The following is a 22169-nucleotide window of genomic DNA, read 5'->3' on the forward strand; positions in this document are numbered from 1 at the left end:
GAGTACCACCTGACCGTCAAAGGCACCGAACTGATCGACCTGCTCATGGTCATGGCCGGCTGGGGCGACAAATGGCTCGCCGGCCAGGCCGGACCACCCGTGCTCTACCGCCACCACGCATGCGGCGAGATCAGCCGTACCGACCTGCGCTGCGCCCACTGCGGCCGGCCGATGCACGCCGGCGACGTCGACCTGCTACCAGGCCCAGGAGCGGCCACGTGATCGAGGGGGGCCAGAGCTCTGGACCTCAGGTCTTTGAACATCCGACGAGCGGGGGCACCGAAGGGCTGGAGAGGATTGCTTTCAGGGGAGACAATGATCGTGGTGGAAACGGCGGATGGCTTGGTCCCACGTCCCAGCGCACGTGTCGTTCTCATCGACGACGCCGATCGGCTCCTGCTGTTCTCCAGCCGCGACCAACGCGATGGCACGCTTCGCTGGTACACCCCCGGCGGCGGTCTCCAGCCCGGGGAGAGCCATCAAGCTGCGGCACTGCGTGAGCTGCGCGAGGAGACCGGGTTGGCGGATGTGGCGCTGGGGCCGGAGGTGTGGAGAGGACGCCCCTGGACCACGGAGAGGGGCGGCGTCACCTATGAGGTCCGGCAGCGCTACTACCTGGCCCGCGTTCCCATCTCGGAGATCGACACCACCCGCATGGAGGACTTCGAGAGGGCGAGCATCACCGGCCACCGCTGGTGGACGGCACAAGAACTGGCTGAGACCGCCGATCTTCTGCGCCCCGCCGGGCTGCCGCACCTGTTGGCCGCCCTCCTTGCCAAAGGCCCGCCCCGCCACCCGATCCTCGTCGACGGCTGACCTCCGATATGAGCGGGATGCCGATCAGGATGCGGACGTCTTGTCGGGTCATTTGTCGTAGTCGGGGCGTACCCTGCCCACCATGAAGGACACGCACGCACCGCTCGATGGCGAGCGATGGCAGCCTGGAGACCTTGTCGTCGATGCCGAGGGGGGTCTGTTCACGCGCGCGAGTGTGCAGCACCAGGACAGCGGCCGGCCATGGGGATATCCGTCCGGTGTGACACGCGGCCGCGACGGCGGCGCCCATGTGCCGGACGGCGAGGTAGGGGAAACGGTCCCCGTCCGCCCGCTCGCGCTTCTGCTCCGCGACGGTCAGCCGGCACTGCCTGCCGCGCCCGCGAACGCTTCCGCGGTGCTCGGCACCCAGGCCCACCAGGCCGGCACCTTGGCAGGCGTCGGCGGTTTGTTCTTGGCCGCCACCGCTTTCGACCCTGACGGCGCCGGGGATCCGAGAGCGGCGAGGCTGCGGGCGGACCTGCTCGACACCGTCGTGGTGGTGGACAGCGAACAAGCGCTCGCGGCGATGTTCGGTGGGGCCGCCGATGGATTGCTGGTGGAGCTGGCGGAATGGCATCGGCGAAGTGTGGAGGAAGCGCCTGAGCGGCCATAGACCCTTGCGGGCCCCTGGCTCGCAGGGAGCCCGCAGAATGTCTCACGGCCTGAACGCGAGGAAAGCGGGAAGGCTAGATGACTTTTCCAAAAGTGAGAAGGAAGCCCTCCCATGGCCTCGCGATCCCCACGCTATCAGTCGGGGACAAGCTCGCGCAGCCTCGAATGGGTGCGGGTGCCGTCAGCGAAGATCACGACCCGTCGTGCTCGCGGGAAGCCGCAGGACGGCGGCGGAGAGCACCGCGATCAGCGCGAGCCCCGCCGGCGCCATGGCCGCCGCGCCACCCCCGGCGTCGAACAGCCGGCCGACCACGAACCCGCCGGCCAACGTGACCACCCCGGCGACGAAGCTGAGCAGGCCGAAATAGACCCCGAACCGTCCGGACGGCGCGCACCGCGTGACCGTCTGGAACAGCGCCGACTGCATCAGCCCCTGGGCCAGCCCGTGCAGCACCGCGGCCACCAGGAGGATGACGAGGGGTCCGCCCTCGCCGGAGGGCATCGCGAGCAGCGCCAGGTAGCCGAGGCCGGCACAGACCAGGCCGCTTCTGAGCACCCAGGGACGTTCGCCGCGCCCGCCGGCCGCGCACCAGGGCTGGACCGCGGCCATGGCGACCGCCACCACGCAGAAGAACAGGGTCGTCGAACCTGCCCCGACCTCCTTGAGCGGGACCACGGTGACGATCTGGTCGGCGAGCAGCGTCGTCGGCGCGGCGGTCATGGCGAAGCGCCGGAAGTCTCGGTCTCGGAGCACCGCCGACACGCCACCCGTGAGCCTGCGTACGTGGAGACGGCCGGCGCCGCGTTCGGCCGGCAGCAGCAGGAACAGTACGGCGCCGACCGCCCAGGCGCCCGCCGCCGCTGCGGACAGCAGCCCGAATCCGCCGGCCAGCAGGGCCAGCCCGACGGGTGGGCCGGCCACCGCCCCTAACTGGCCGGCGACGACGTAGGCCGCGAAGCCCTTCGCACGCCGTTCGGGCTGCACCCCGGCAAGCAGGGACTGGGCGGCCGGGTGGAACAGGGCCCCGCCCACCGCCAGGACCGCCGCCGAGCAGAGCAACCCGGCCGGCCCGTCGATGACTCCCAGCAGGCCGAAACCGGCCGCCCGCAGGGCGCAGGCCAGCGCTCCCGCGCGGGCCGGTCCCACCGCGTCGGTGATCGCGCCGGCCGGCAGGAACAGCATGTTCTGCAGCGCTACGCGCACCCCGAGCACCACGGCTATGGTGCCGGCGAGCAGGCCGAGGTCGTGGCGCAGGTACGTGACCAGGTGCGCCATCACCGCGAAGAACCCGATCGAGATGGCCAGCTGCACTCCGACGACGACGGCGAGCACGTGGCGGCCGTTGCCCGGCGGGCGCACCGGAGGCGCGGGGTCCCCGGCGAGCGGTCGGCTCGGATGCGGGGCGGACGTACTCGGCGCCATGGGCCGGGTCGTTCTCACGATCCCGATGCCTGCCGGAGGACGTCGGGGCACTGCGGCTCGGTCGTCCCCTCATTCTCGATCTGCACTGCAAGAGGAGAGCAGAGGCCGCCGGGTCATGTCCAATATCGATATGTGTCCAGGGGGATAACCAATTCGATATCGGTGCTGGTGGTCTGGGATGCCCCCGCCGGCCGTGCGGGTCCGCGTGGCCAGCCAGCCGGCCGTCGCGCGGACCCCGTGGCCGATGGCACGCTCGTCCGGGGTGAAGGCGCCGAAGTACGGGTAACTGGTCTCGATGGCGGCCCCGGGAGCCCGGACGCCGAGAAAGGTGTACGTGCCGGGAAGCCGATCGAGGAACAGCGCGAAGTCCTCGCCACTGAACGGCACCGCGGCCTGCAACGTGCGCACCCGGCCCGGCCGTCCGCTGAAGGTACCGCTTGATCGCCTGGCCCTCCCGTTCCGGACAGACCGTGGCGGGAAACGGGACCTCGGGGAAGGTCACCGATGAGCCGCCTGCGTGCCGCCGCCGATCTGTTCGCGCGGCGGCACCGCGTCCATGCCCGCCCGGTAGGCGACCGTACGGCCGCGACGAGCGCCGCTGAGGACCGCGACGACCCCGTGCCCCCCGACACCCGTGGTGACGTCGAGGCCCGGCCGCGAGACCACCGCGGCGGTTCGCTCTTCCTGACCCTCGGTCTCGGGGTGGCGGTGGAGGTCCCGGCGCAGTTCGATCAGCTCACGGTCCAGCTTGGACGCTTGAAGCCAGCACTCCAGTCCGCCATGGCTAACCCTCGCCTAAGCGGGACAGACCTCCTGATAACTCACGTCGGATCCCACGTGCTCGTGCCACTCCGCCTGCGTGAGCCGGCGGCCCGCCCGCTCGCACACGATCCGGACGGCCGGCGCGGGGTCGACCGGAAGCTCCTGGAACGCGCCGTCGAGCCCCACCACGCGCAGGGCCGAGCCGTCGGCCGTGAAGGCGAGCGCCGGCATGAGGTCGTGCAGCTCGTACGGATCGAACGCCCCGGTGGTCACGGTCCAGGCGGCGCCGAGCTGCCGGCCCGCGACCGTGTCGAACAGCGTCACCCTGGTGTCGTGGGCGACCGCCAGGATCCGCCCGTCGGGGGAGAACCTGGCCCCCACGACGTCTCCCGGCACCCTGAACACCTGACCCGTCGTACGCCAGGTGCGGGTGTCCCACAGGGCCACCGCTCTGATCCCGTACGGCGAGGCGCCGAGCGGGCCCTTCGGCGCGAGGACCATCCACCCCACGGCCAGCGTCCCGGGGCCTTGCCCGCGGGGGAGCACCTTGCGGGTCACCAGGTCGATGACGTCGGCACCCGCGGCGTCGGCGGTGACCAGGAACCTGCCGTCGGAGCTGAAGGACAGCGGGCCGCCCGCGACCGGGCCGAACCGCATGACCCGCTCGCGCCGCGCGATGTCGACGACCACGACCTCGCCCGCGCCGGTGTAGTCGTTGGCCATGGCCGAGCTGAGGGCGAGCAGCCGGCCGTCGGGGCTGATCTGCATGTCCGCCCTGACGTCCGCCGACTGCAGGGCCAGGTAACCCAGCTTCCGCCCGGATGCCGCGTCCCAGAACGTGGGTCCCGTGGTGAGATCCTCCGAGGAGATCGTGACGACCGTGCGACCGTCGGGGCTGACCCGCATGATCGGCTCGCCCTTCCTGCCGACGTCGAGCCGCCGGGTCTCGGTGAACCCGGGCACCGACCAGCCGCGCACGGCGTCGCCCGTCCGGGCGAGCAGCAGGCTCCCCGAGGCGGTGAACCGCGGCTGCAGAGCGCCGGCGGGCACGACGCGCCGAGGGCCGGTCTGCCGGCTGATGTCGTAGGTGGTCACCTGCCCGGCGTCGTCCAGGATGCTCAGCGTACGGTTCCCTGGGCCGAACCGCGGAGCCCCGACGATCCTGGACGCGACGGTGAGCCGCAGGAGCGGGGCCGCGTCGCTCAGCCGCCACAGGGTGATGCGGCCGCCCGCCCAGTTGTCGAAGGCGATCAGGAAGCGGCCGTCGTCGCTGAAGACGGCTTCGGTGCCCGGGCCGGGGAAGCTGCGCCGGTCCCGCGTGCCGGTGGACAGGCTCCACAGCGTCATGCCCTTCCGCCCGCCCACAGCGGCCAGCGCGCCGTCGGGGCTGATGGCCGTGACCTGCCCCGGCAGGCCACGGCCGGGGAGCCGCTCGCCCGCCGGAGTTCCCCCTCCCGGCAACGCCCGCAGCGTCGTCACGGTGTCGTGCTCGGTGATCTCGAGGGCGGCGAAGCGGTCGCCGGGGCCGACACTTGCGTGGCTCACGTAGCCGTCCTGCTTCTCCAGCGCCCGCCGCGCCACGTTCCACAGCGCGACGTACGGCCCGCCCAGGTTGGCGCGCACGACGATGTAGCCCCCGCCGGGGCTGAACTCCAGGCTCGCCGGGCGGCCGTCATAGCTCGTCGAGCCTCCGGGCATCCAGCCGCCCTCGCCCAGCCGCCGCCCGGTCCGCAGGCTCCACAGCTCCAGCCTGCCGCCCCCCGCGAGCGCCAGCGTGTCACCGTCCGGACCCACCGCGGCGGTGACGGGCGCCTCGCCGATGCCGCCGAAGGTCCTGGCCGCCCGCCCCGTCGCCACGTCGTAGACGGTCACCCGCCCGGCGCCCGCGCTGACCAGCGTCCGCCCGTCGGGGCTCAGCGCCCGCCCTTCGTTGGCCGGGGCGGGATCCGTGAAGACCGACTGCTCCTGCTGGGCGAGCGAGCTCAGCACCGCCGAACGTGCCTCGGGAACCCGCGCGATGCGGTAGGCCGCCACGCTGAGCAGCATCGCCTTCACCGGGTCGGTCCCGCGCAGCGCGTCCGCCTGCAGCGCCACCCGCCGCGCCGCGGCCTGCGACCGCTCCTCGGTCAGGCGCCGGCCGGCCTCGTCGCTCCTGAGCGACTGCTGCCAGGCGAGGGTGCCGGCGGTGAGCGAGGCGACGAGCAGGACCGCCACGCCGGTGGTGATCAGGCGCCGCAGCCTGCTCTGCCGCGCCGACCCGGCCCTGCTCGCCTCGACGAACTCGCGCTCCGTGGTGTTCAGGGTCAGATGCGTGGCGCCGGTCCAGTCCAGCGCGTGGCGCAGTGCGGTGCCGCGGAGGAGGTCCTCAGGGCGGCGGCCGCCACGGGCCCAGCGGCGGGCGGCCTCGCCCAGCTCGCGGTGGCGTCCGAGCGCGTCGCGGTCGCCGGTCACCCACTCGTGCAGCCGGGGCCAGGCGTACAGCAGGGCGGCGCTGCCGATGACGACCCCGTCTCCCTGGCGGCGGACCAGCGTGGCCTCCTCGAGCGCGGCGAGCACCCGTTCGGCGGCCTCGTGCCGTACCTCGATCAGCTCGTCCAGAGTGGCGGTACGTGGCGCCTCGTCGCCGTCGCGGACGTCCACCAGCCGCAGCAGCAGATCGCGCGCCACCTCGCGCTCGGACGCCGGCAGCCCGGCGTAGAACCGCTCGGCCACCGCGCCGAGCGCCGGGTCGGCGGCCGGCCCGCCGGGAGGCCGCACCCCTGCCGCGGCCTGGGCGCCCTCGGCCAGCGTCGCGCGCTCGCCTCCGCCGCCGAGCAGCGTCAGCAGCAGGCGCTGCGCGGAAGGACGCGCGGCCGGGTCCTTGGACAGCGCGGCGCGAACCAGCTCGCGCAGCCCCTCGGGCAGGACATCGACGTCAGGGTCGTGGTTGAGCAGCCGGTTGATGACCGCGATCGTCGTCGGGGCGGTGAACGCGTCGCGCCCCGTCGCGGCGAACAGCACCACCGACCCCCAGGCGAACACGTCGGCCGCCGGCTCGGCCCGGCCCCCGGAGAACAACTCCGGCGCCATGTACATCGGGGTCCCGGCCAGCTCGCCCGTCGAGGTCATCGACAGGCCCGCCGCCCTGGCGATGCCGAAGTCGATCACTCGTGGCCCGTCGGGCCCCATCAGGACGTTCTCCGGCTTCAGGTCGCGGTGCACCACGCCCGCCTGGTGGATGGCGGCCAGCGCGGTGGCCACGCCCACGGCCAGCCGGTGCAGCGGGTCACCCGAGAACGGCGCCCCCTCCGCCACCGCCGCGCGCAGGCTCGGGCCGGGGACGAACTCGCTGACGATGTGGGGGCGCTCGCCTTCGAGGTCGTGATCCAGGATGCGGGCGGTGCAGAACGAGGCGACCTGCCGCGCGGCGGTCACCTCCCAGGTGAAGCGGCGGCGCAGGGGAGAGTCGCCGGACAGGTACGCGTGCAGGACCTTGACCGCCACGCGGTTGGCCGCCTCGTCGTAGCCCTCGTAGACGACGCCCTGGCCGCCCGAGCCGAGCCTGCTCGCCAGCCGGTAGCGGCCCAGCCTCGACGGATCCCCCGGACGCAGCGGGTCTGCTGTCATGGTTCGTTAGATGGCCGATCACCGCCGCCGGTTCGGGCGGGGTGCTCGGCGCCGGCCACAAGATCAGCAGAGGACGCAGGACCCATGCTCACCACCGAGGAACAAGCCGTCGTCGACACGGTCCGCGACTTCGTCGAGCGGGAGGTCCGGCCCGTCGCCCGCGACCTGGAACACGCCAACGCATACCCGGACAAGCTCATCGAGCAGATGAAGCGGCTGGGCATCTTCGGCCTGGCCATCCCCGAACCCTGGGGCGAGGCTCCGGTGTCCATGCCGTGCTACGCCCTGGTCACCGCCGAGCTCGCCCGCGGCTGGATGAGCCTGGCCGGCGCCATGGGCGGGCACACCGTCGTGTCCAAGCTCATCCTCGCCTTCGGCACGCGGGAGCAGAAGGACCACTACCTGCCCAGGATGGCGACCGGCGAGATCCGCGCGACCATGGCGCTGACCGAACCCGGCGGTGGCTCGGACCTGCAGGCCATGACCACCGCCGCCCGCCGGGACGGCGACGGCTACGTGGTCAACGGCGCCAAGACGTGGATCACCAACGCCCGCCGCTCCCAGCTGATCGCCCTCATGTGCAAGACCGACCCCTCCGCGCGGCCGCGCCACAAGGGCATCTCCATCCTGCTCATCGAACACGGGCCGGGCCTGACGGTCTCGCGCGACCTGCCCAAGCTCGGCTACAAGGGCGTCGAGAGCTGCGAGCTGGTCTTCGAGGACCACCGGGCACCGCTCACCGCCCTGCTCGGCGCCGAGGAGGGCCGCGGCTTCGCGCAGATGATGAAGGGCCTGGAGGTCGGCCGCATCCAGGTCGCCGCCCGGGCCCTGGGGGTGGGCCGCGCGGCGTTCGACGACGCCCTGCGCTACGCGCAGGAGCGGGAGAGCTTCGGCAAGCCCATCTGGAAGCACCAGGCCGTCGGCAACCACCTCGCCGACATGGCCACCGACCTCACCGCCGCCCGCCAGCTCATCCTGCACGCCGCCGAGCGCTACGAGAGCGGCGCGCGCTGCGACATGGAGGCCGGCATGGCGAAGCTGTTCGCCTCCGAGGCCGCCATGAGAGCCGCGCTCAACGCCGTACGCGTCCACGGCGGCTACGGCTACTCCACCGAGTTCGACGTGGAACGCTACTTCCGCGACGCGCCGCTGATGATCGTCGGCGAGGGCACCAACGAGATCCAGCGCAACGTCATCGCCGCCCAGCTGGTCAAACGCGGCGGGCTGGACTGACCGGGGCCCTATGCCTGAGGCGTCGCGGCCTTGCGGGTGCGGACCCACGTGACGATCGACGGCCCGCCCGCGAAGCACCACAGCGCCACGACCGGGTCGCAGATGGCGCAGCCGAAGGAGGAAAGGGCGGAGAAGGGCAGGAGGGGGTTCCCCTGGAGGTGGTGCAGGACGTCCCAGGCGGTGTGGAGCAGCCAGCCGATGCCGATCCAGGTCCAGCTGCCGAGCCCCCGGTAGGCGACGTAGGTCATGACGACCGGCAGGACGAACTCCCAGTACCCGAGTCCGCCCCCGCTGAGGTAGGCGGCGCCGGCCCCGCCGACCAGCACGGCGTTGACCTGGCGCCGATGCGGCTCGGGGATCAGGGACAGGAGGGAAACGCAGATCAGCCCGATGACGATCGGCATGATGACGGACATGGGGTGTGGCAATCCGTTCTGAGGTTGGGGTTCTCCGGTTCTCGCAGCGCAACGCTAGAGCGCGCGGCCACGACTCCCCATGGGCTGGATCGACAATTTCCCACGGGTTCCCGCCATCCGGCCCGAACCCGTGAGCGCCTACCGTGTCCTCATGCACACGGTGGCGGTCCTGGCTCTGGACCATGTGGTGGCGGCCGACCTGGCGACGCCCATCGAGGTGTTCGGGCGGGCCCGGCTGGCGGACGGGCGCAGCCCGTACCGGATCCTGGTCTGCGCCGCGACGCCGCAGGTGGCCGGCGGCGCCTTCACGCTCATCGCCCCGCACGGCCTGCGGGCGCTGCGGGAGGCGGACACGATCGTCGTGCCGGGCTGCTCCGAGCGGGCCGCCCCACCCGCGCCGGAGGTGCTCGACGCCCTGCGCGCGGCGGCCGCCGCCGGCACCCGGATCGCCTCCATCTGCGCGGGGGCGTTCACCCTTGCCGCGGCCGGGCTGCTGGACGGGCTGAGCGCGACCACGCACTGGGCGGCGGCGCACCGGCTGGCCCAGCAGTTCCCGCGGGTGGACGTGCGGCCGGACGTCCTGTACGTCGACAACGGCCAGATCCTCACCTCGGCCGGGGCCGCCGCCGGCCTGGACCTGTGCCTGCACATCATCCGGCGCGACTTCGGCTCGGCGGTCGCCGCGGACTCGGCCCGGCTGTCGGTGATGCCCCTGGAACGGGAGGGCGGGCAGGCGCAGTTCATCGTCCACGCCCAGCCGCCGGTGCCCCAGGGGTCGCTGCTGGAGCCGGTGCTGTCGTGGATCGAGGACAACCTCGCCCAGGAGGTGACCTTGGCGGAGATGGCCCTGCGCGGCGGGATGAGCGAGCGGACCTTCAGCCGCCGCTTCCGCGAGCAGACCGGCACCACGCCGCTGCAGTGGCTGCTGCGCGCACGCGTACGACGGGCGCAGTTCCTGCTGGAGAACACCGACCACGGCGTGGAACGCATCGCCGCGCAGGCCGGGTTCGGCTCGGCCACCGCGTTCCGGGAGCGGTTCAAGCGCGTCGTCGGCGTCACGCCGCAGTCCTACCGCTCCTCCTTCCGGACGAACGCCTCCTGAGCCTTCGGGGGCCCGCGGAGGTCAGCGGTGTCCGGCGCAGCCGCCCGACCCCCGGCACTTCTCGATGATCTCGGCCATCGTGTCGCCGAAGCGCTCGCGGACGTCGGGCGCGAGCGGTGCGACGAGACGGTCGAGCTCCACGCTGACCTCGGCATGGAACGCCATCGCCGCATCATGACCGGCGTCGGTCAGCGTCACCTGCAGCGCGCGCCGGTCGCCCGGCACGGCTGATCGCTGGGCGAGACCACGCCGCTCGGCCCGGTTCATGAGGCCGGTGAGCGCGGCCTTCTCCACGCCGAAGACCTGCGCGAGCTCGGCCATGCCCCGGGGGCCGTCGAGCAGGACGCACAGGAGCCTGGCCTGGACCGGGGTCAGGTCGTGGCGTTCGGAGACGCGGAGGTAGATGCCCTGCACCAGGGTGGAGAGCTGGTGCAGCGCGGTGGCGACGTCCGTCCGCGGGTCGCCGATATGGCGGGCCTCCGTCGCGTCTTCCTGCCCTGCTTGCGCCGTCTTGTTCACGGCACTACGGTACATGGGGCATATAGTTAATGCCGCATACAGTACGCTCCGTTAACGAACGGGTTCAGCATGTCTTTCAGCGAAGAAGAGATCGGCTACCTGCGGTCCCAGCGACTGGCCCGCATCGCCACCGTCTCGGACGACGGCCAGCCGGACGTGGTGCCGGTGGGGTTCGACTTCGACGGGACGCACGTGTACGTCGGCGGCATCGATCCGGACAGGACCAGGAAGTTCCGCAACGTGCGGGACGGGAACACCAAGGTCGCCCTCGTCATCGACGACCTGCCCTCGACCGATCCGTGGACGCCGCGCTACCTGCGCATCTACGGCGACGCCGAACTCGTCGAACGCCAGGGCCAGTTCGGGCTCGCGTCCTACATGCGGATCACCCCCGCGGTGTCGTGGAGCTTCAACCTGGAGGGGCTGCCGTTCGGCCACGACCGCGAGGTCGAGGTCCGCCGCACCGTCCACCCGACCGATGATGGAGAGATCGCATGAGCTTCGACACCCCCGCGGGGACCCGGGGCGCCCGCCAGCCGGCCGGCCGGGCGTTCCGATGGCTGAACGCGCTGATGGCCAGACGGCTCCGGCGCAAGGGCGGCGGGACGTTCATGGGCTTCAACGCCCTGATCCTGACGACCGTCGGCCGCAAGAGCGGGCTGGAGCGTACGACACCGGTCGGCTGGTTCCCCGGAAAGGACGGCAACTGGCTGATCGTGGCCTCGGCGGCCGGGGCGGTGGGGAACCCGGCGTGGTACTACAACCTCGCCGCCCACCCCGACCAGGTGCGGATCGAGGTCGACGGCCGCACGGTGCCGGTGGTCGCCGAGCAGCTCCACGGCGCGGAACGCGAACAGGCCTGGCAGCAGATCGTCGCCGCCGCGCCCCGTTTCGCCCAGTATCAGGTGAAGACCGACCGGGAACTGCCGATCATTCGCCTGGTACCCCGATCCGGCCAGGAGTGAGGGTGCTCTGCGTGGTGGCGCGGGCGAGGCCGGCCTCGATCTGTTCGAGCACGTCGAGCGCGTCGGCCTGCTGATCGGGGGTCAGGCCGCCGGCGACGCTGCTTTCGAGCTCGGCCCAGATGTTCTCGACCTCGCGGCGCAGGGCCTGGCTGGCGGGGGTGGGCTCGATGATGGTGGCGCGTCTGTCGGTGGCGCAGGGGCGGCGGCGGACGAAGCCGGCGTGCTCGAGGCGCTGGATGGTGCGGGTCATGGTGGCGGCGTCGGAGCCGAGCATGCGCACCAGGTCGGTCTGGCGCTGGGGGCCGCGGTCCCACAGCTGCATCATGACCAGCTCCTGGCTGGGGTGGAGGCCGACGCGGCGCAGGAGCTGGGCGGCGAGCATGCGGTGCAGGCGCGCGACACGGATGATCGCGTGGTTGAGCGGGCCCGCCTGGACGGAGGGCGGCAGCGGGGTGGCGGCCGTCGCCGCGATCTCGGCGCCTTTCTTCGCTGAGCCCATCGGCCTCTCCCGTGAATGTGGCTGCTCGAACAAGCATTCATCCTATCGGAACGGCTTCTCGCCAGGCGTGACATGGATCACGCGGCCGCCCGGAATGGATCCGCGAACTTACTTGCTCGAACAGGTAACGCTATGTAGCACCTCCCCACAAGGAATGTGATCATGCCAACGGCATTCGACTCTTACGAACTGGGCGGCAAGCGCCTGGCCAACCGCATCGTCATGGCCCCCATGACCCGCAGCCGCGCCTACGGCCCCGGCGCCGGCGCGACCGAGCTGATGGCCACCTACTACGCGCAGCGGGCCGGCGCCGGCCTGATCGTCACCGAGGGCACCCAGCCGTCGGTGGTCGGCCAGGGCTACCCCGACACCCCCGGACTGCACTCCGCCGGACAGGTCGCGGCCTGGCGGAAGGTCACCGACGCCGTACACGGCGCGGGCGGCGTGATCTTCGCGCAGATCATGCACACCGGCCGCATCGGCCACCCCAGCCTCCTGCCCGACGGCCTGCACCCGGTCGCCCCCTCCGCCGTGCCGGCCAAGGGGCAGATCTACACCCACGAGGGCCCCAAGGACTTCGTCACTCCCAGGGAGCTGACCGAGGCCGAGATCGGCCGGACCGTCGACGACTTCGCCGCCGCGGCCCGCAACGCGATCGCCGCCGGGTTCGACGGGGTGGAGCTCCACGGCGCCAACGGCTACCTGATCCAGCAGTTCCTCGCTCCCAACAGCAACCGCCGCACCGATGCCTGGGGCGGCTCGGCCGAGGGTCGCATCCGCTTCGCCGCCGAGGTGGCCACCGCCGTGGCCGGGGCGATCGGCGGGCAGCGGGTCGGTCTTCGTCTCTCGCCCGGCAACCCGTACAACGACATCGCCGAGGACGATGTCGAGGAGACGTACGGCGCTCTCGTAGCCCGGCTGGTCCCGCTCGACCTGGCCTACCTGCACCTGGTGGAAGGCGCGGACCGCGACCTGACCCGCCGCCTGCGCAAGGACTGGCCCGGCGCGCTCATCCTCAACCCGTTCACCCATCCGGCCCCCACCGGACCCGACGCGCTGGACCTGGTGGAGGACGGCACCGCCGACATGATCGCCTTCGGCTCGATGTTCCTGGCCAACCCGGACCTGCCCGCCCGCCTCGTGGCCGGCGGCCCGTACAACACCCCCGACCCGGCCGCCTTCTTCGGCGGCGACCACCGCGGCTACACCGACTACCCGGCCCTCACCTGACCCGCCCGCGGGTCGAGGCCTTCTGCGGCAACCGAAACCGGTGGTCGGACCGGGCGGTCAGTCGTACGGGTTGTGGTCCCGGCGCTCGTATCCGCGCTGCTCGTACTCGCGCGACCGCTCGTGCCGGGGCTGCTCGTGCCGGGGCTGGTCGTACCGCTGCTGCTCGTATCCGCGCTGCTGCTCGTACCCCCGGGGCTGGTCGTATCCGCGGGGCTGCTCGTACGGGTACGAGCCCTGATCCGGCACCTCCTCGATGGCCGTACGCCCGATCGACGCCAGCAGCGAGACGATCGCGACGCCGATGATCAGGTTGATGACGGCCGTGGCGATCTGCGGGATGAGGGCCGCGGAGTTCATGAACGGAAGGAGCGTGATGATGACGGTGCCGAGCCCGGCGATCCAGCCGAAGAACCTGTTCGGCTCCGGGGTCGACAGCATGAGGATGTAGAGCAGCAGCGTGGCGATGAGCGCCAGGGCGGCGGCCGAGATCGCGTATCCCGTGGTCGCCGAGCTGCCGTAGACGGGCGCCCCGTCGGGGGTGAGGACGCGGATGCCGAGCAGCCTCTTGCTGATCATGACTCCGACCACCACGATCAGTGCGGCCACCACGGCGGCCGCCACGCCGCCTCCCCATACTCGCGCGGGATTCACCCTCGGCCGGGCCGGAGCCGGGCGGCGATCGTAGCCATCGTGGGAGGGGTATGACATGCGAATCACCCTTGTCGCGGATGCTGATCAGGCACTTCGAGCACCTTACACGCGCCGTCAAGAGGGTAAAGCCGCTTTCCGCTCCAAGCCGATCACCGTGAGTCACCTCCGGGCCCGATTCGCCGCCGGCCCGACGGGGACGGCCTGGCCGGACGTGCTCCGGGTCAGCGCCGTCCGCGGCGGGCGGTGCCGAAGATGGATCTGGTGATCTCCCGGCCGAGGGCGGAGGCCGCCGACCGCGCCATGGAGCGGAACTCCTTCGACTCCAGCACGCTCTCCAGCGTGGACCGCTTCGGCGCCGGCTCCTTGGGCCGCGCCGGCTCGCGTGGGGCCTCGGCGGCGGGTTCCTCGGCTTGCTGCTGTTCGGCCAGCTTCGCGGACAGGATCTCGTAGGCGGACTGGCGGTCGACCGCCGTACCGTACTTCTGCTGCAGCGGCGAGGCGGCGATGATGCCCTGGACCACGTCCGGGCTCGACGGCGCCATGAGCGTCTGCGGCGCGCACAGGCGCGTCCAGGCCACGGGGGTCGGCGCGCCCGTCTCCGACAGGACCGTGACCACGGCCTCGCCGATGCCGAGCTCGGTGAGCAGCCGCTCCAGGTCGTAGGAGGACGCGGGGAAGGTCGAGACCGTGGCCTTGAGCCCCTTGGCGTCCTGGGGGGTGAAGGCGCGCAGGGCGTGCTGCACGCGCGCGCCGAGCTGGGCCAGCACGTCGGAGGGCACGTCGTTCGGCGTCTGGGTGACGAAGAAGACGCCGACGCCCTTCGACCGGATCAGCCGCACGGTCTGGGTGATCGACTGCAGGAACGCCTTGGACGCGTCGTCGAACAGCAGGTGCGCCTCGTCGAAGAAGAACACGAGCTTCGGCTTGTCGACATCGCCCACCTCGGGGAGCACGTGGAAGAGGTCGGCGAGCAGCCACATCAGGAAGGTGGAGAACAGCTGCGGCCGGTCCTGCACGGCGGGCAGCTCGAGAACGGAGACCATCCCTTTGCCGTCGCCGGTCACCCGGAGCAGGTCGCGCACGTCGAACTCCGGCTCGCCGAAGAACGCCTCCGCCCCCTGCGCCTCGAAGTTGGTCAGCGACCGGAGGATGACGCCCGCCGTCGCCGCCGACAGCCCGCCGATCCCGCTCAGCGCCTCCGGGGTGTCGGTCAGATACCGGATGACCGCGATCAGGTCCTTGAGGTCGAGCAGGGGCAGCCCGTGCTTGTCGGCGAAATAGAAGATCAGGCCGAGCGACGACTCCTGCGTCTCGTTGAGGCCGAGGACCTTGGCGAGCAGGGTCGGCCCGAAGGCGGTCATGGTGGCGCGGATCGGGATTCCGGTCCCCAGGCCGCCCAGGGAGAAGAACTCCGCCGGGCAGGCCATGGGCTGCCACGTCTGCCCCACCTCGGCGGCCCGCCGGGTGACGCGCTCGGACGTCGTGCCCGGCGAGGCGAGCCCCGACAGGTCCCCCTTGATGTCGGCCAGGAACACCGGGACTCCCTGGGCCGCGAGCTGCTCCGCCATGAGCTGGAGGGTCTTGGTCTTCCCCGTTCCGGTGGCGCCGGCGACCAGTCCGTGCCGGTTCAGCATGCCGAGAGAGATGCGGATCTGTTCCGAGGGGTCGGCGGTGCCGTCCTCCCGCACCAGGGCCCCGAGTTCCAGTGCCGGTCCCTCGACGTCGTATCCCTTCATCGGCTCTCCCCGTGTGGCATCCCCGCAATGTTGTTACCCATTGTGATGAATATGTCACGGAAAAGAGCGGCAAGTGTCAGTCGATCCGCTGGCAGATCGTCACCTGCAGGCGAGGGGACCACGTCCGGGTGGCCTCGTCGTACGCCTGCGCGTACCCGTTCTTGCTCCCGGCGCAGGGAGCGGCGATCGTCGTCTCCACGTAGACGGCCCCGCCGGGAGTGACGGCATGCGGCCGGGCGGTCTCCCACCTGGAGAACGCCACCCGGCCGGTGTTGTACTTGACGGCCAGGTAGACGCGGCGGTCGACGGTGAAATTGCCGCCGGCGACCTTGAGGTGACCGTTGAAGGTGTAGGTGAACAGGAAGGGCCGGGCCTGCCTGAGGCCGTCGAGCGCGCCGGCGGAGGACGCGGTCGAGGCGTCCGCGGCGGCGCTGAGAGCGGGGACGCCTACGGCGAGGGCGCCGGCGGTGGCGGTGGCGGCGAGCAGCGTTCCGATGGTGCGCTTCATCGGGTTCTCCTGGGTGACGAAGGCTGACGAAGGCTTGCGTCACCATTGATGGGCAGAGCGCCTGCAACGCTCTTTCAGCACCCTGACGTCCGCATGCAGACCGCTTTAGACGCCTTCGGGAAGGGCCGCCCGTGGGACGATCGCATGCGACAGCGCGTCTCCATCCATGAGAAGATCAACACGATGATGATTGGTCTGAGTGCCGGCTGCGGCGGTCATGTCTTCGCGACGGCCGCGGCAGCGATCGCGCCGGCCGCGTCGCCGACGCGCGGCCATGCGGCTCTGCCGTGCGCCACCGGCGCGGGACGACCCCGCCGCGCCGAAGCCTCACCGGCGCGCGCGTGGTGAGCATGTCGTACGCACCCGCCGGAGGAGCAGACGCGCCGGCCGACGAGGACTCGGCCGGGACCCGAGCCGCGCGCCGTCGCGGGCCCGGGACGCCGCCTCCGCGCGCGGAAGCCGTGCCCGGCGTCGGGCAGATCGCCGGATTGCGGCCCCGCGCCGACGTCGAGCTCCTCGACGCCTTGGACTGTCACACCCGGCGGACGGCGGCCGCCTGGCTGCTGGACCGGCCGAGCACGGCCACGCGGCAGGCGTGCCTGCAGACCCTGGCCGGGTTCCTGCGCTGGCTGCAGGCCGTGGAGCCGGGCCTGGGGCTGCTCGCCGCCACCGGCGATCACCTGGACGCCTACTGCGAGCAGGCCCGGATCGGCGCACTCACCGTCGGTGTACGCAACCCCGGCCGGGCCCTCTCCGGCGCGACCGTGGCGAGGAAGCACCGCGCCCTGTCCTCTTTCTACTGGTTCGCCTGGTCGATCGGCGCGATCCGGCAGGGCGACGGCGGTTCCATGCCTGCCGACGAGCCCCAGTCGCCCACGATCACGCGCGAGGAGCGGCGACTGCTGCGCCACGGCGCCTCCCGGCTGGCCGCGGACGGCCGCGTGGCGGAAGCGGTGGCCGTCGCCCTGATCGAGGCCACCGGCGCCAGCGTGGCCACGCTGGCCAGCCTGACCAGCGAGGACCTGCACGCCGTGGGTCACGGCTCGGACTGCCCGCTGGTGCTCGTCACCATGCGCGACGATCGAGGCGATGTCGTCACCTTCCCGGTCCCCACGTGGGTCCATCCTTGGCTGAGGGCGTTGAGCTCCACCCGGGCCGCCGGCGATCTGCTGATCAAGCAGGGCGACGGCCAGCCGGTGAGCGTCGACTGGCTCACGGCCGCCCTCCGGGACGCCGGGTCCGCCGGCGGCATCCTGGCGTCGCGGGCCAAGCTGCTGCACCCGCGCAAGCTCCGCGCCGCCACGGCCGCAGCACCGGCATGAGCACGCGGGACCCGGCTCAGCGCGTCTCGTAGAACGTCTTCGCGTCCGGCCTGGCGGTCACCCGGCCCGATTCCGGATCGATCACGTAGGTCATGTCCGGGCCCAGTTCCACGCCGGGATCCGGGTGCGCGACGGCAAGGCGCTCCCGGGGGACACCGGCCGGCACCTGCGCCAGGGCCGCCTCGGCGAGCTGCTCCTTCGCCAGGGCCGCGTCCGGGCTGATGGCGATGTGCTGGTGCAGGTGGACGACCCGGGACGACTCGACCTCGTACACCAGGCACCACTGGTGGTGCGGCTCCTCGCCCTCCCGCGCATCGACATGGAACTCCATCACTCCCCCTAAGACCAGAAGGTCAGCATCCACCGCGCGGCGGCCCGCGAGTTGGTGGCCAGCGCCCCGAACGTGATGCTCGTGACATTCCTCCGGAACGCGTTTGGATTGAAGACGCCGGTCAGCCCGATGTCCCAGTTTTCGACGCCGCCGGCGCTGACGATCTGAGTGATCGCGCACTTCGCCACATGGAGTTCCTTGTCCATCGCCCGGTCGTCGAACAACGCGATTTCCGCGAAAGTGTCGCGGTTGGCGACCTGAACAGTGACCGTATGGGTGAATATCCCGTCAAAGTCCCGAGCCCACAGCCAGCTCCCTTGTTGTCCAGTAACTGGCACGCTTACCCCCGGTTGCCGCGATCCCAGACGGTTCGGAATCATCCCCCCCGCTTGCCCCGCGGAAACGTCGTGACCTGGGCGTTGACGACCTTGGTCGCGACCAGGTGATCGAGCACCCGCCGCCGGTCGCCCCACACGACGGGAGCCCAGTCCAGCCAGGCGAACGGCCCCAGCAGCAGGCTGAGCCTGCGCACGATGCCGGCGACCGGACGGACGCGCAGCCCGGCCTCGGTCACCACCCGTAATTTCATGGCACGCTTGCCCGGCGTCGTGCCGGTCCACGCCTCCAGCAGCCCCAGCCCGACGATCGACCAGGCCAGGGCGAGCGGCACGCCCAGGGTGTAGAGCAGCCCGGCGGCGTCGTAGGCGGCGATTCCGCACCCCTGGGGTGCCGTGGACACGCAGACGCCGCCGACCTTGACGTACACGAAGGGCGGGAACGCCAGGCTGAACCCGCCTCCTTGCCCGACCGTCCGGGCGAGCCCCTGGACGAGCAGCGCGATCGTGACGCCGACGAGCGGCAGGTTGTCGATCAGCACGGCGACGAACCGCACGTCCACGCGGGCGGGCGGCGTTGAGTCGATCTCGGCGAAGGCGGCCGCCGCCTCTTCCGGGGTGCCGAGCCGGCTCAGGGCCTCGGCCAGCTCGCCCGCCTCCGCCGCGTCGGACAGGTGATCGACGAGCTCCGCCTTCACCCTCTCCCGGGCCGGACCGGTCAGGTGCCGTCCGGCCCTTTCCGCGTAGTCGTCGATGATCTGCTGTTCGTCGCTCATTCCTGCACCTCGCCAAGGGTGTCGAGTAGCTGTCGCATGGCGTCCACCAGGCCGCTCCACTCGGCCCGCAGCATGGCGAGGTATGTGCGACCGTCCGGGGTGATGACGTAGTACTTGCGCGGCCTGGCCCGCCCTTCCGCCTCCCAGGTCGCGAGGATGTGGCCGGCGTCCTCGAGCCGGTGCAGCAGCGGGTAGAGCGTGCCCTCCTTGACCTCCAGGACCCCTTCACCCGCCTGCCGCAGCAGTTTCAGCAGCTCGTAGCCGTACCGGCGGCGGACGTCGAGGACGGACAGCACGGCCAGCTCGGTCGTGCCCCGCGCGAGCTCGCGGCGGAGACGGGCGACGGTGGACGAGCCCGGCGTCGCCCCGGTGTCCTCAGGCATATGACCAAAGTACGACCCGATACCTTGCGTGGCAAGGTATCGGGTCACCTCGAAGACGGCCTGTCACGGACCGGTCGAGGGTGAGTCAGCATTTGTCCCGCCATTGCCGAGCCGTCTTCTACGCCGTCCCGTGCCGTGTCTAAAAGGGAGCGTTGCTGATCCGCGTCGCGAAGGCCGGGGGACACGTTGACCACCAGAGTCGGACGAGCAGCCGCGGGTGCGGCCCTGCTCGTCGCCATGTTCGTACCGGGCCAGGCCGTCGCCACCCCCGAACGCCCACCCGCGGCGGCGCCGCCGCCGCGGCCGCTGAGCCTGGTTCTGGACGGAAGCTCCTTCTCGCTGCGGGACGCCTTCGCGGTTCTCTCGGGCCGCCCCGTCACCGCACAGCTCGCGGCGACCGTGCCGGCGACCATGAACCAGACCCGGCAGGGGGCGCTGGCCGCCCTGGCCAACCAGCGCGTGTACGGCTGGAACCAGGCGCTCGGGCCATTGAAGGACCGCCCCCTCACGCCCGAACAGGCCGAGCAGTTCCAGCACAACGTCCTGCGCTCCCACGCCGCGGGCGTCGGCGAGCCGCTGCCCGACAACGTGGCCAAGCTGGCCCTGATCCTCAAGGCGAACCAGATGGCCAGGGGAACGTACGGGGTGCGGCCCGAGGTGCCGCAGCGCCTGCTGTCCATGGTCAACGCCGGAGTCATCCCGCGGATGCCGCAGATCGGGTCGCTGGGCACCGGGGACCTCCAGCCGCAGGCCGCCGCGGGACTCGCGGCGGCCGGCGAGAACGCGCCCGTACGCTACCTGGGCAGGGAGGGGCCCGCCTCCGAGATCCTGCCGCAGGCCGGGCTGCCCAGGGACTTCGTCTTCCAGGCGGGGGAGGCGCTGCCCATCATCAGCGGCAGCACCGTCGTGGCCGCCGTGCTGATGAACGCCGTCTACCGGGCCACCACGCTCGCCGACCAGGCGGAGGGAGCCTTCGCCCTGTTCATGGAGGCGACCAGGGCCGAGCAGGGCTCGCTCGACGCGCGTACCCACAAGGAACGCCACATCCCCGAGCAGGACGCGGTGGCCACGCGGCTGCGCGCGATGGTCGCGGGCTCGGGCTGGATGACGGAGGAGGGCCGCAAGCGCCTCGACCCGGCGAACTACGAGCCGCGCATCCAGGACGCGGTGTCGGTGCGGGCAGCGCCGCACATCCTGGCCGGCCTGCGGCACGCGCTGGCCGAGGCGCGCCGCGCACTCGTGCGGGAGGCCAACTCCTCGACCTCCAACCCACTGGTCTTCCTGCGCGGGGACGGTCAGGGGTACGAGTTCGTGATGGGCGGCAACTGGGACGCCTCCATCATGGGGCACCTGGCCGACACCCTGAACGCGGAGATCACCGACGTCGGGGTGCTGTCGCAGGAGCTGTCGGGGCGGCTGCTGTCGCCCAAGTGGAGCTACGGCCTGCCCGCCAACCTCGCCGGCGGGACCGTCGGCCTCAACTCCGGCATGGTGCAGGTGCAGACGGTGGCCGCCGCGCTGGTCCCGGAGATGCAGGTGAGGGCCACGCCGGCGGGAACGCTGTCCCGGCCGGTCAAGGACGGGCAGGAGGACCACAACACGATGGCGATGGCCTCGGTCAGGAACCTGCAGCAGAACCTGGACCGGCTCGGGGTCGTCCTGGCCGTCCAGTACATGATGGCGGCCCAGGGCATCGACCTCATCGCGCAGAAGATGGAGGGCCTGCCGCTCGGCGCCGTCACGCGGTCCCTGCACGCGGAGATCCGGCAGCACATCACCCCTCTGGGCGACGACCGCTACATGACTCCCGACCTGGAGCGCGCCATCTGGCTCGTGCGCAACCGCCGCCTCGTACCGACCGCCGCCGCCTGACGCCGGAAGCCGCTCAGCTTTCCGGCTGCTTTCTCCCCGCGCGGGCCAGCGCGTTCTCGGCCTGCGCGGCCAGGCGGGCGACGAGGTCGGCCGCGGGCGGCAGGTCGGTGATGAGATCGACGGCCTCGCCGGCCCACACCGGCAACGCGGGCACATCCCCGCGTGCCACGGCGTCCTGGTAGTCCTGCCTGGCCTGGGGATCCCCGGCCAGGTCCGCTTCCCGGCCCAGCCATCGATCGATGAACGGGTGGCCGAGAGTGCGGGCGGTGTACTTCGAGGGCCACTTGGAGCCGCGGGCGATGTCCAGCACCCGGCTGCGGCTGGTGTCCTGCCCGCGGCCTTCGACGATCGACCTGGCGGCCGAAGGGTCGACCAGGGCCTCGGCGGTGGCCTGGAATCGGGTGCCGATGAGCGCCCCGGCGGCGCCCAGAGCCAGCGCCGCGGCCACGCCGCGACCGTCGGCGATCCCGCCCGCGGCCAGCACGGGCACCGGAGCCACCAGGTCCACCACGACCGGTACGAACGGCAGCGTCGACCGTCCATGCCGGGCCCCGTGCCCGCCGCTCTCGGTGCCCTGCGCCACGATGACATCGGCGCCCGCGTCCATCGCCTGCCGGGCCTCCTCCAGGTCGGTGACCTGAATGATCAGCATCGTGCCGGAGGCCCGGACGCGCTCGGCGAACGGACGCGGATCGCCGAAGGACAGCATCACCGCCCTGGGGCCGTGCTCCAGCACCCGCTCGACCGCGCCGGCGTCGGTCGCCCAGACCTGGAAACCGACACCCCACGGCTGGTCGGTGCTCCGCGTGACGATCGGCAGCTCACGGGCCAGCCAGTCCGGGTCTCCGTTTCCGGAGCCCAGCAGCCCCAGCCCGCCGCCGTTGGAGACGGCCGCGGTCAGCGCCCCGCCGGCCGAGCCGCCCATCGGGGCCAGCGCGATCGGATGCCGTACCCCGAACAGCTCCGTGAACTCCGTCATCAATGCCATGATCGCCATCATCGCTCATCGGCGGCGACAGCGGGCGGCAGGCAGACCGTTTGCCAGCCAATCATCTTATGTCAAACGATCTGA

At 71.8% G+C, this 22169-nt stretch carries 25 protein-coding genes and 1 pseudogene; 11 read left to right on the forward strand and 15 right to left on the reverse strand.

All coding sequences use genetic code 11. The annotated features are described in order from the left end of the window. The 3 genes and pseudogenes from ABZX61_RS61990 to ABZX61_RS62000 form a co-directional block, all read left to right on the forward strand. Positions 1 to 222 (forward strand): annotated as a pseudogene (locus ABZX61_RS61990) (transcriptional regulator); the annotation flags it as partial. A 93-nt stretch (positions 223 to 315) separates the two neighbouring features. Further along, positions 316 to 816 (forward strand): NUDIX domain-containing protein, encoded by a 501-nt coding sequence (locus ABZX61_RS61995; RefSeq protein WP_355211702.1) that lies wholly within the window; start codon positions 316 to 318, stop codon positions 814 to 816. 82 nt (positions 817 to 898) lie between these two features. After that, the gene (locus ABZX61_RS62000; protein ID WP_355211705.1) at positions 899 to 1429 is read left to right on the forward strand and encodes a hypothetical protein; all 531 of its coding nucleotides are present in this window, start codon (positions 899 to 901) and stop codon (positions 1427 to 1429) included. A 180-nt stretch (positions 1430 to 1609) separates the two neighbouring features. On the opposite strand, the gene ABZX61_RS62005 is transcribed toward ABZX61_RS62000, so the two are convergent. From ABZX61_RS62005 to ABZX61_RS62020, 4 genes are all read right to left on the reverse strand, one after another. After that, positions 1610 to 2851, reverse strand: coding sequence for an MFS transporter (locus tag ABZX61_RS62005; RefSeq protein WP_355211708.1), 1242 nt, complete (start codon positions 2849 to 2851; stop codon positions 1610 to 1612). Positions 2852 to 2920: 69 nt separating this feature from the next. Continuing rightward, positions 2921 to 3259, reverse strand: a complete 339-nt coding sequence (locus tag ABZX61_RS62010; RefSeq protein ID WP_355211711.1) for a hypothetical protein — start codon at positions 3257 to 3259, stop codon at positions 2921 to 2923. A gap of 90 nt (positions 3260 to 3349) precedes the next feature. Next, the gene (locus ABZX61_RS62015; protein WP_355211713.1) at positions 3350 to 3517 is read right to left on the reverse strand and encodes a hypothetical protein; all 168 of its coding nucleotides are present in this window, start codon (positions 3515 to 3517) and stop codon (positions 3350 to 3352) included. A gap of 129 nt (positions 3518 to 3646) precedes the next feature. After that, positions 3647 to 7219 carry a serine/threonine-protein kinase gene (locus ABZX61_RS62020; protein ID WP_355211716.1) on the reverse strand — a complete coding sequence of 1191 codons (3573 nt, stop codon included), beginning with the start codon at positions 7217 to 7219 and terminating at the stop codon, positions 3647 to 3649. An 84-nt stretch (positions 7220 to 7303) separates the two neighbouring features. On the opposite strand from ABZX61_RS62020, the gene ABZX61_RS62025 reads away from it, so the two are divergent. After that, a complete protein-coding gene (locus ABZX61_RS62025; RefSeq protein WP_355211719.1) occupies positions 7304 to 8452 on the forward strand; it encodes an acyl-CoA dehydrogenase family protein in 1149 nt (382 codons plus the stop codon). An 8-nt stretch (positions 8453 to 8460) separates the two neighbouring features. Here the strand turns inward: ABZX61_RS62025 and ABZX61_RS62030 are convergent, their stop codons facing one another. Continuing rightward, positions 8461 to 8868: a DUF6010 family protein gene (locus ABZX61_RS62030; protein WP_355211722.1), complete on the reverse strand. Its 408-nt coding sequence runs from the start codon at positions 8866 to 8868 to the stop codon at positions 8461 to 8463. A gap of 151 nt (positions 8869 to 9019) precedes the next feature. On the opposite strand from ABZX61_RS62030, the gene ABZX61_RS62035 reads away from it, so the two are divergent. Continuing rightward, positions 9020 to 9970, forward strand: coding sequence for a helix-turn-helix domain-containing protein (locus ABZX61_RS62035; protein ID WP_350741451.1), 951 nt, complete (start codon positions 9020 to 9022; stop codon positions 9968 to 9970). 21 nt (positions 9971 to 9991) lie between these two features. Here ABZX61_RS62035 and ABZX61_RS62040 read toward each other — a convergent pair whose 3' ends face one another. After that, on the reverse strand, positions 9992 to 10489 hold the full coding sequence (locus ABZX61_RS62040; protein ID WP_355211725.1) for a MarR family transcriptional regulator: 498 nt from the start codon (positions 10487 to 10489) through the stop codon (positions 9992 to 9994). Positions 10490 to 10558: 69 nt separating this feature from the next. Between ABZX61_RS62040 and ABZX61_RS62045 the strand changes: the two genes are divergently transcribed. Continuing rightward, the gene (locus tag ABZX61_RS62045; RefSeq protein WP_350741448.1) at positions 10559 to 10987 is read left to right on the forward strand and encodes a PPOX class F420-dependent oxidoreductase; all 429 of its coding nucleotides are present in this window, start codon (positions 10559 to 10561) and stop codon (positions 10985 to 10987) included. Further along, positions 10984 to 11454 carry a nitroreductase/quinone reductase family protein gene (locus tag ABZX61_RS62050; RefSeq protein ID WP_355211728.1) on the forward strand — a complete coding sequence of 157 codons (471 nt, stop codon included), beginning with the start codon at positions 10984 to 10986 and terminating at the stop codon, positions 11452 to 11454. Before ABZX61_RS62045 ends, ABZX61_RS62050 begins: the two co-directional genes overlap by 4 nt. Here the strand turns inward: ABZX61_RS62050 and ABZX61_RS62055 are convergent. Next, a complete protein-coding gene (locus ABZX61_RS62055; RefSeq protein WP_355211731.1) occupies positions 11420 to 11953 on the reverse strand; it encodes a MarR family winged helix-turn-helix transcriptional regulator in 534 nt (177 codons plus the stop codon). The genes ABZX61_RS62050 and ABZX61_RS62055 overlap by 35 nt on opposite strands. A gap of 162 nt (positions 11954 to 12115) precedes the next feature. Between ABZX61_RS62055 and ABZX61_RS62060 the strand changes: the two genes are divergently transcribed. Continuing rightward, positions 12116 to 13183, forward strand: a complete 1068-nt coding sequence (locus ABZX61_RS62060; RefSeq protein WP_355211734.1) for an alkene reductase — start codon at positions 12116 to 12118, stop codon at positions 13181 to 13183. A 57-nt stretch (positions 13184 to 13240) separates the two neighbouring features. Here ABZX61_RS62060 and ABZX61_RS62065 read toward each other — a convergent pair whose 3' ends face one another. The 3 genes from ABZX61_RS62065 to ABZX61_RS62075 all read right to left on the reverse strand — a co-directional run bounded on the left by ABZX61_RS62065 (position 13241) and on the right by ABZX61_RS62075 (position 16078). Continuing rightward, on the reverse strand, positions 13241 to 13891 hold the full coding sequence (locus tag ABZX61_RS62065; RefSeq protein ID WP_355211736.1) for a DUF6069 family protein: 651 nt from the start codon (positions 13889 to 13891) through the stop codon (positions 13241 to 13243). 164 nt (positions 13892 to 14055) lie between these two features. After that, the gene (locus ABZX61_RS62070) at positions 14056 to 15570 is read right to left on the reverse strand and encodes a helicase HerA-like domain-containing protein (RefSeq protein WP_355211739.1); all 1515 of its coding nucleotides are present in this window, start codon (positions 15568 to 15570) and stop codon (positions 14056 to 14058) included. A gap of 76 nt (positions 15571 to 15646) precedes the next feature. Next, positions 15647 to 16078 carry a hypothetical protein gene (locus ABZX61_RS62075; protein WP_355211742.1) on the reverse strand — a complete coding sequence of 144 codons (432 nt, stop codon included), beginning with the start codon at positions 16076 to 16078 and terminating at the stop codon, positions 15647 to 15649. A 144-nt stretch (positions 16079 to 16222) separates the two neighbouring features. Between ABZX61_RS62075 and ABZX61_RS62080 the strand changes: the two genes are divergently transcribed. Beyond that, complete coding sequence (locus ABZX61_RS62080; RefSeq protein WP_355211745.1) at positions 16223 to 16426, forward strand: hypothetical protein; 204 nt, start codon at positions 16223 to 16225, stop codon at positions 16424 to 16426. A 2-nt stretch (positions 16427 to 16428) separates the two neighbouring features. Continuing rightward, positions 16429 to 17400: a hypothetical protein gene (locus tag ABZX61_RS62085; RefSeq protein ID WP_355211748.1), complete on the forward strand. Its 972-nt coding sequence runs from the start codon at positions 16429 to 16431 to the stop codon at positions 17398 to 17400. Positions 17401 to 17416: 16 nt separating this feature from the next. Here the strand turns inward: ABZX61_RS62085 and ABZX61_RS62090 are convergent, their stop codons facing one another. The 4 genes from ABZX61_RS62090 to ABZX61_RS62105 are packed head-to-tail and all read right to left on the reverse strand — an operon-like array spanning position 17417 to position 19225. Further along, complete coding sequence (locus ABZX61_RS62090; protein ID WP_355211750.1) at positions 17417 to 17731, reverse strand: hypothetical protein; 315 nt, start codon at positions 17729 to 17731, stop codon at positions 17417 to 17419. An 8-nt stretch (positions 17732 to 17739) separates the two neighbouring features. After that, positions 17740 to 18111, reverse strand: coding sequence for a hypothetical protein (locus ABZX61_RS62095; protein WP_355211753.1), 372 nt, complete (start codon positions 18109 to 18111; stop codon positions 17740 to 17742). Beyond that, complete coding sequence (locus tag ABZX61_RS62100; protein WP_355211756.1) at positions 18108 to 18842, reverse strand: RDD family protein; 735 nt, start codon at positions 18840 to 18842, stop codon at positions 18108 to 18110. Before ABZX61_RS62100 ends, ABZX61_RS62095 begins: the two co-directional genes overlap by 4 nt. Continuing rightward, the gene (locus ABZX61_RS62105; protein ID WP_355211758.1) at positions 18839 to 19225 is read right to left on the reverse strand and encodes a PadR family transcriptional regulator; all 387 of its coding nucleotides are present in this window, start codon (positions 19223 to 19225) and stop codon (positions 18839 to 18841) included. Before ABZX61_RS62105 ends, ABZX61_RS62100 begins: the two co-directional genes overlap by 4 nt. A gap of 186 nt (positions 19226 to 19411) precedes the next feature. Here ABZX61_RS62105 and ABZX61_RS62110 point away from each other — a divergent pair, with 186 nt between their 5' ends. Further along, positions 19412 to 21097: an aromatic amino acid ammonia-lyase gene (locus ABZX61_RS62110; protein WP_355211761.1), complete on the forward strand. Its 1686-nt coding sequence runs from the start codon at positions 19412 to 19414 to the stop codon at positions 21095 to 21097. 13 nt (positions 21098 to 21110) lie between these two features. Here ABZX61_RS62110 and ABZX61_RS62115 read toward each other — a convergent pair whose 3' ends face one another. Beyond that, complete coding sequence (locus tag ABZX61_RS62115) at positions 21111 to 22076, reverse strand: nitronate monooxygenase (protein ID WP_355211764.1); 966 nt, start codon at positions 22074 to 22076, stop codon at positions 21111 to 21113. Positions 22077 to 22169 lie beyond the last annotated feature (93 nt).

The organism is Nonomuraea sp. NPDC003709 (genome assembly GCF_040610775.1).
Lineage (GTDB): Bacteria > Actinomycetota > Actinomycetes > Streptosporangiales > Streptosporangiaceae > Nonomuraea > Nonomuraea angiospora_A.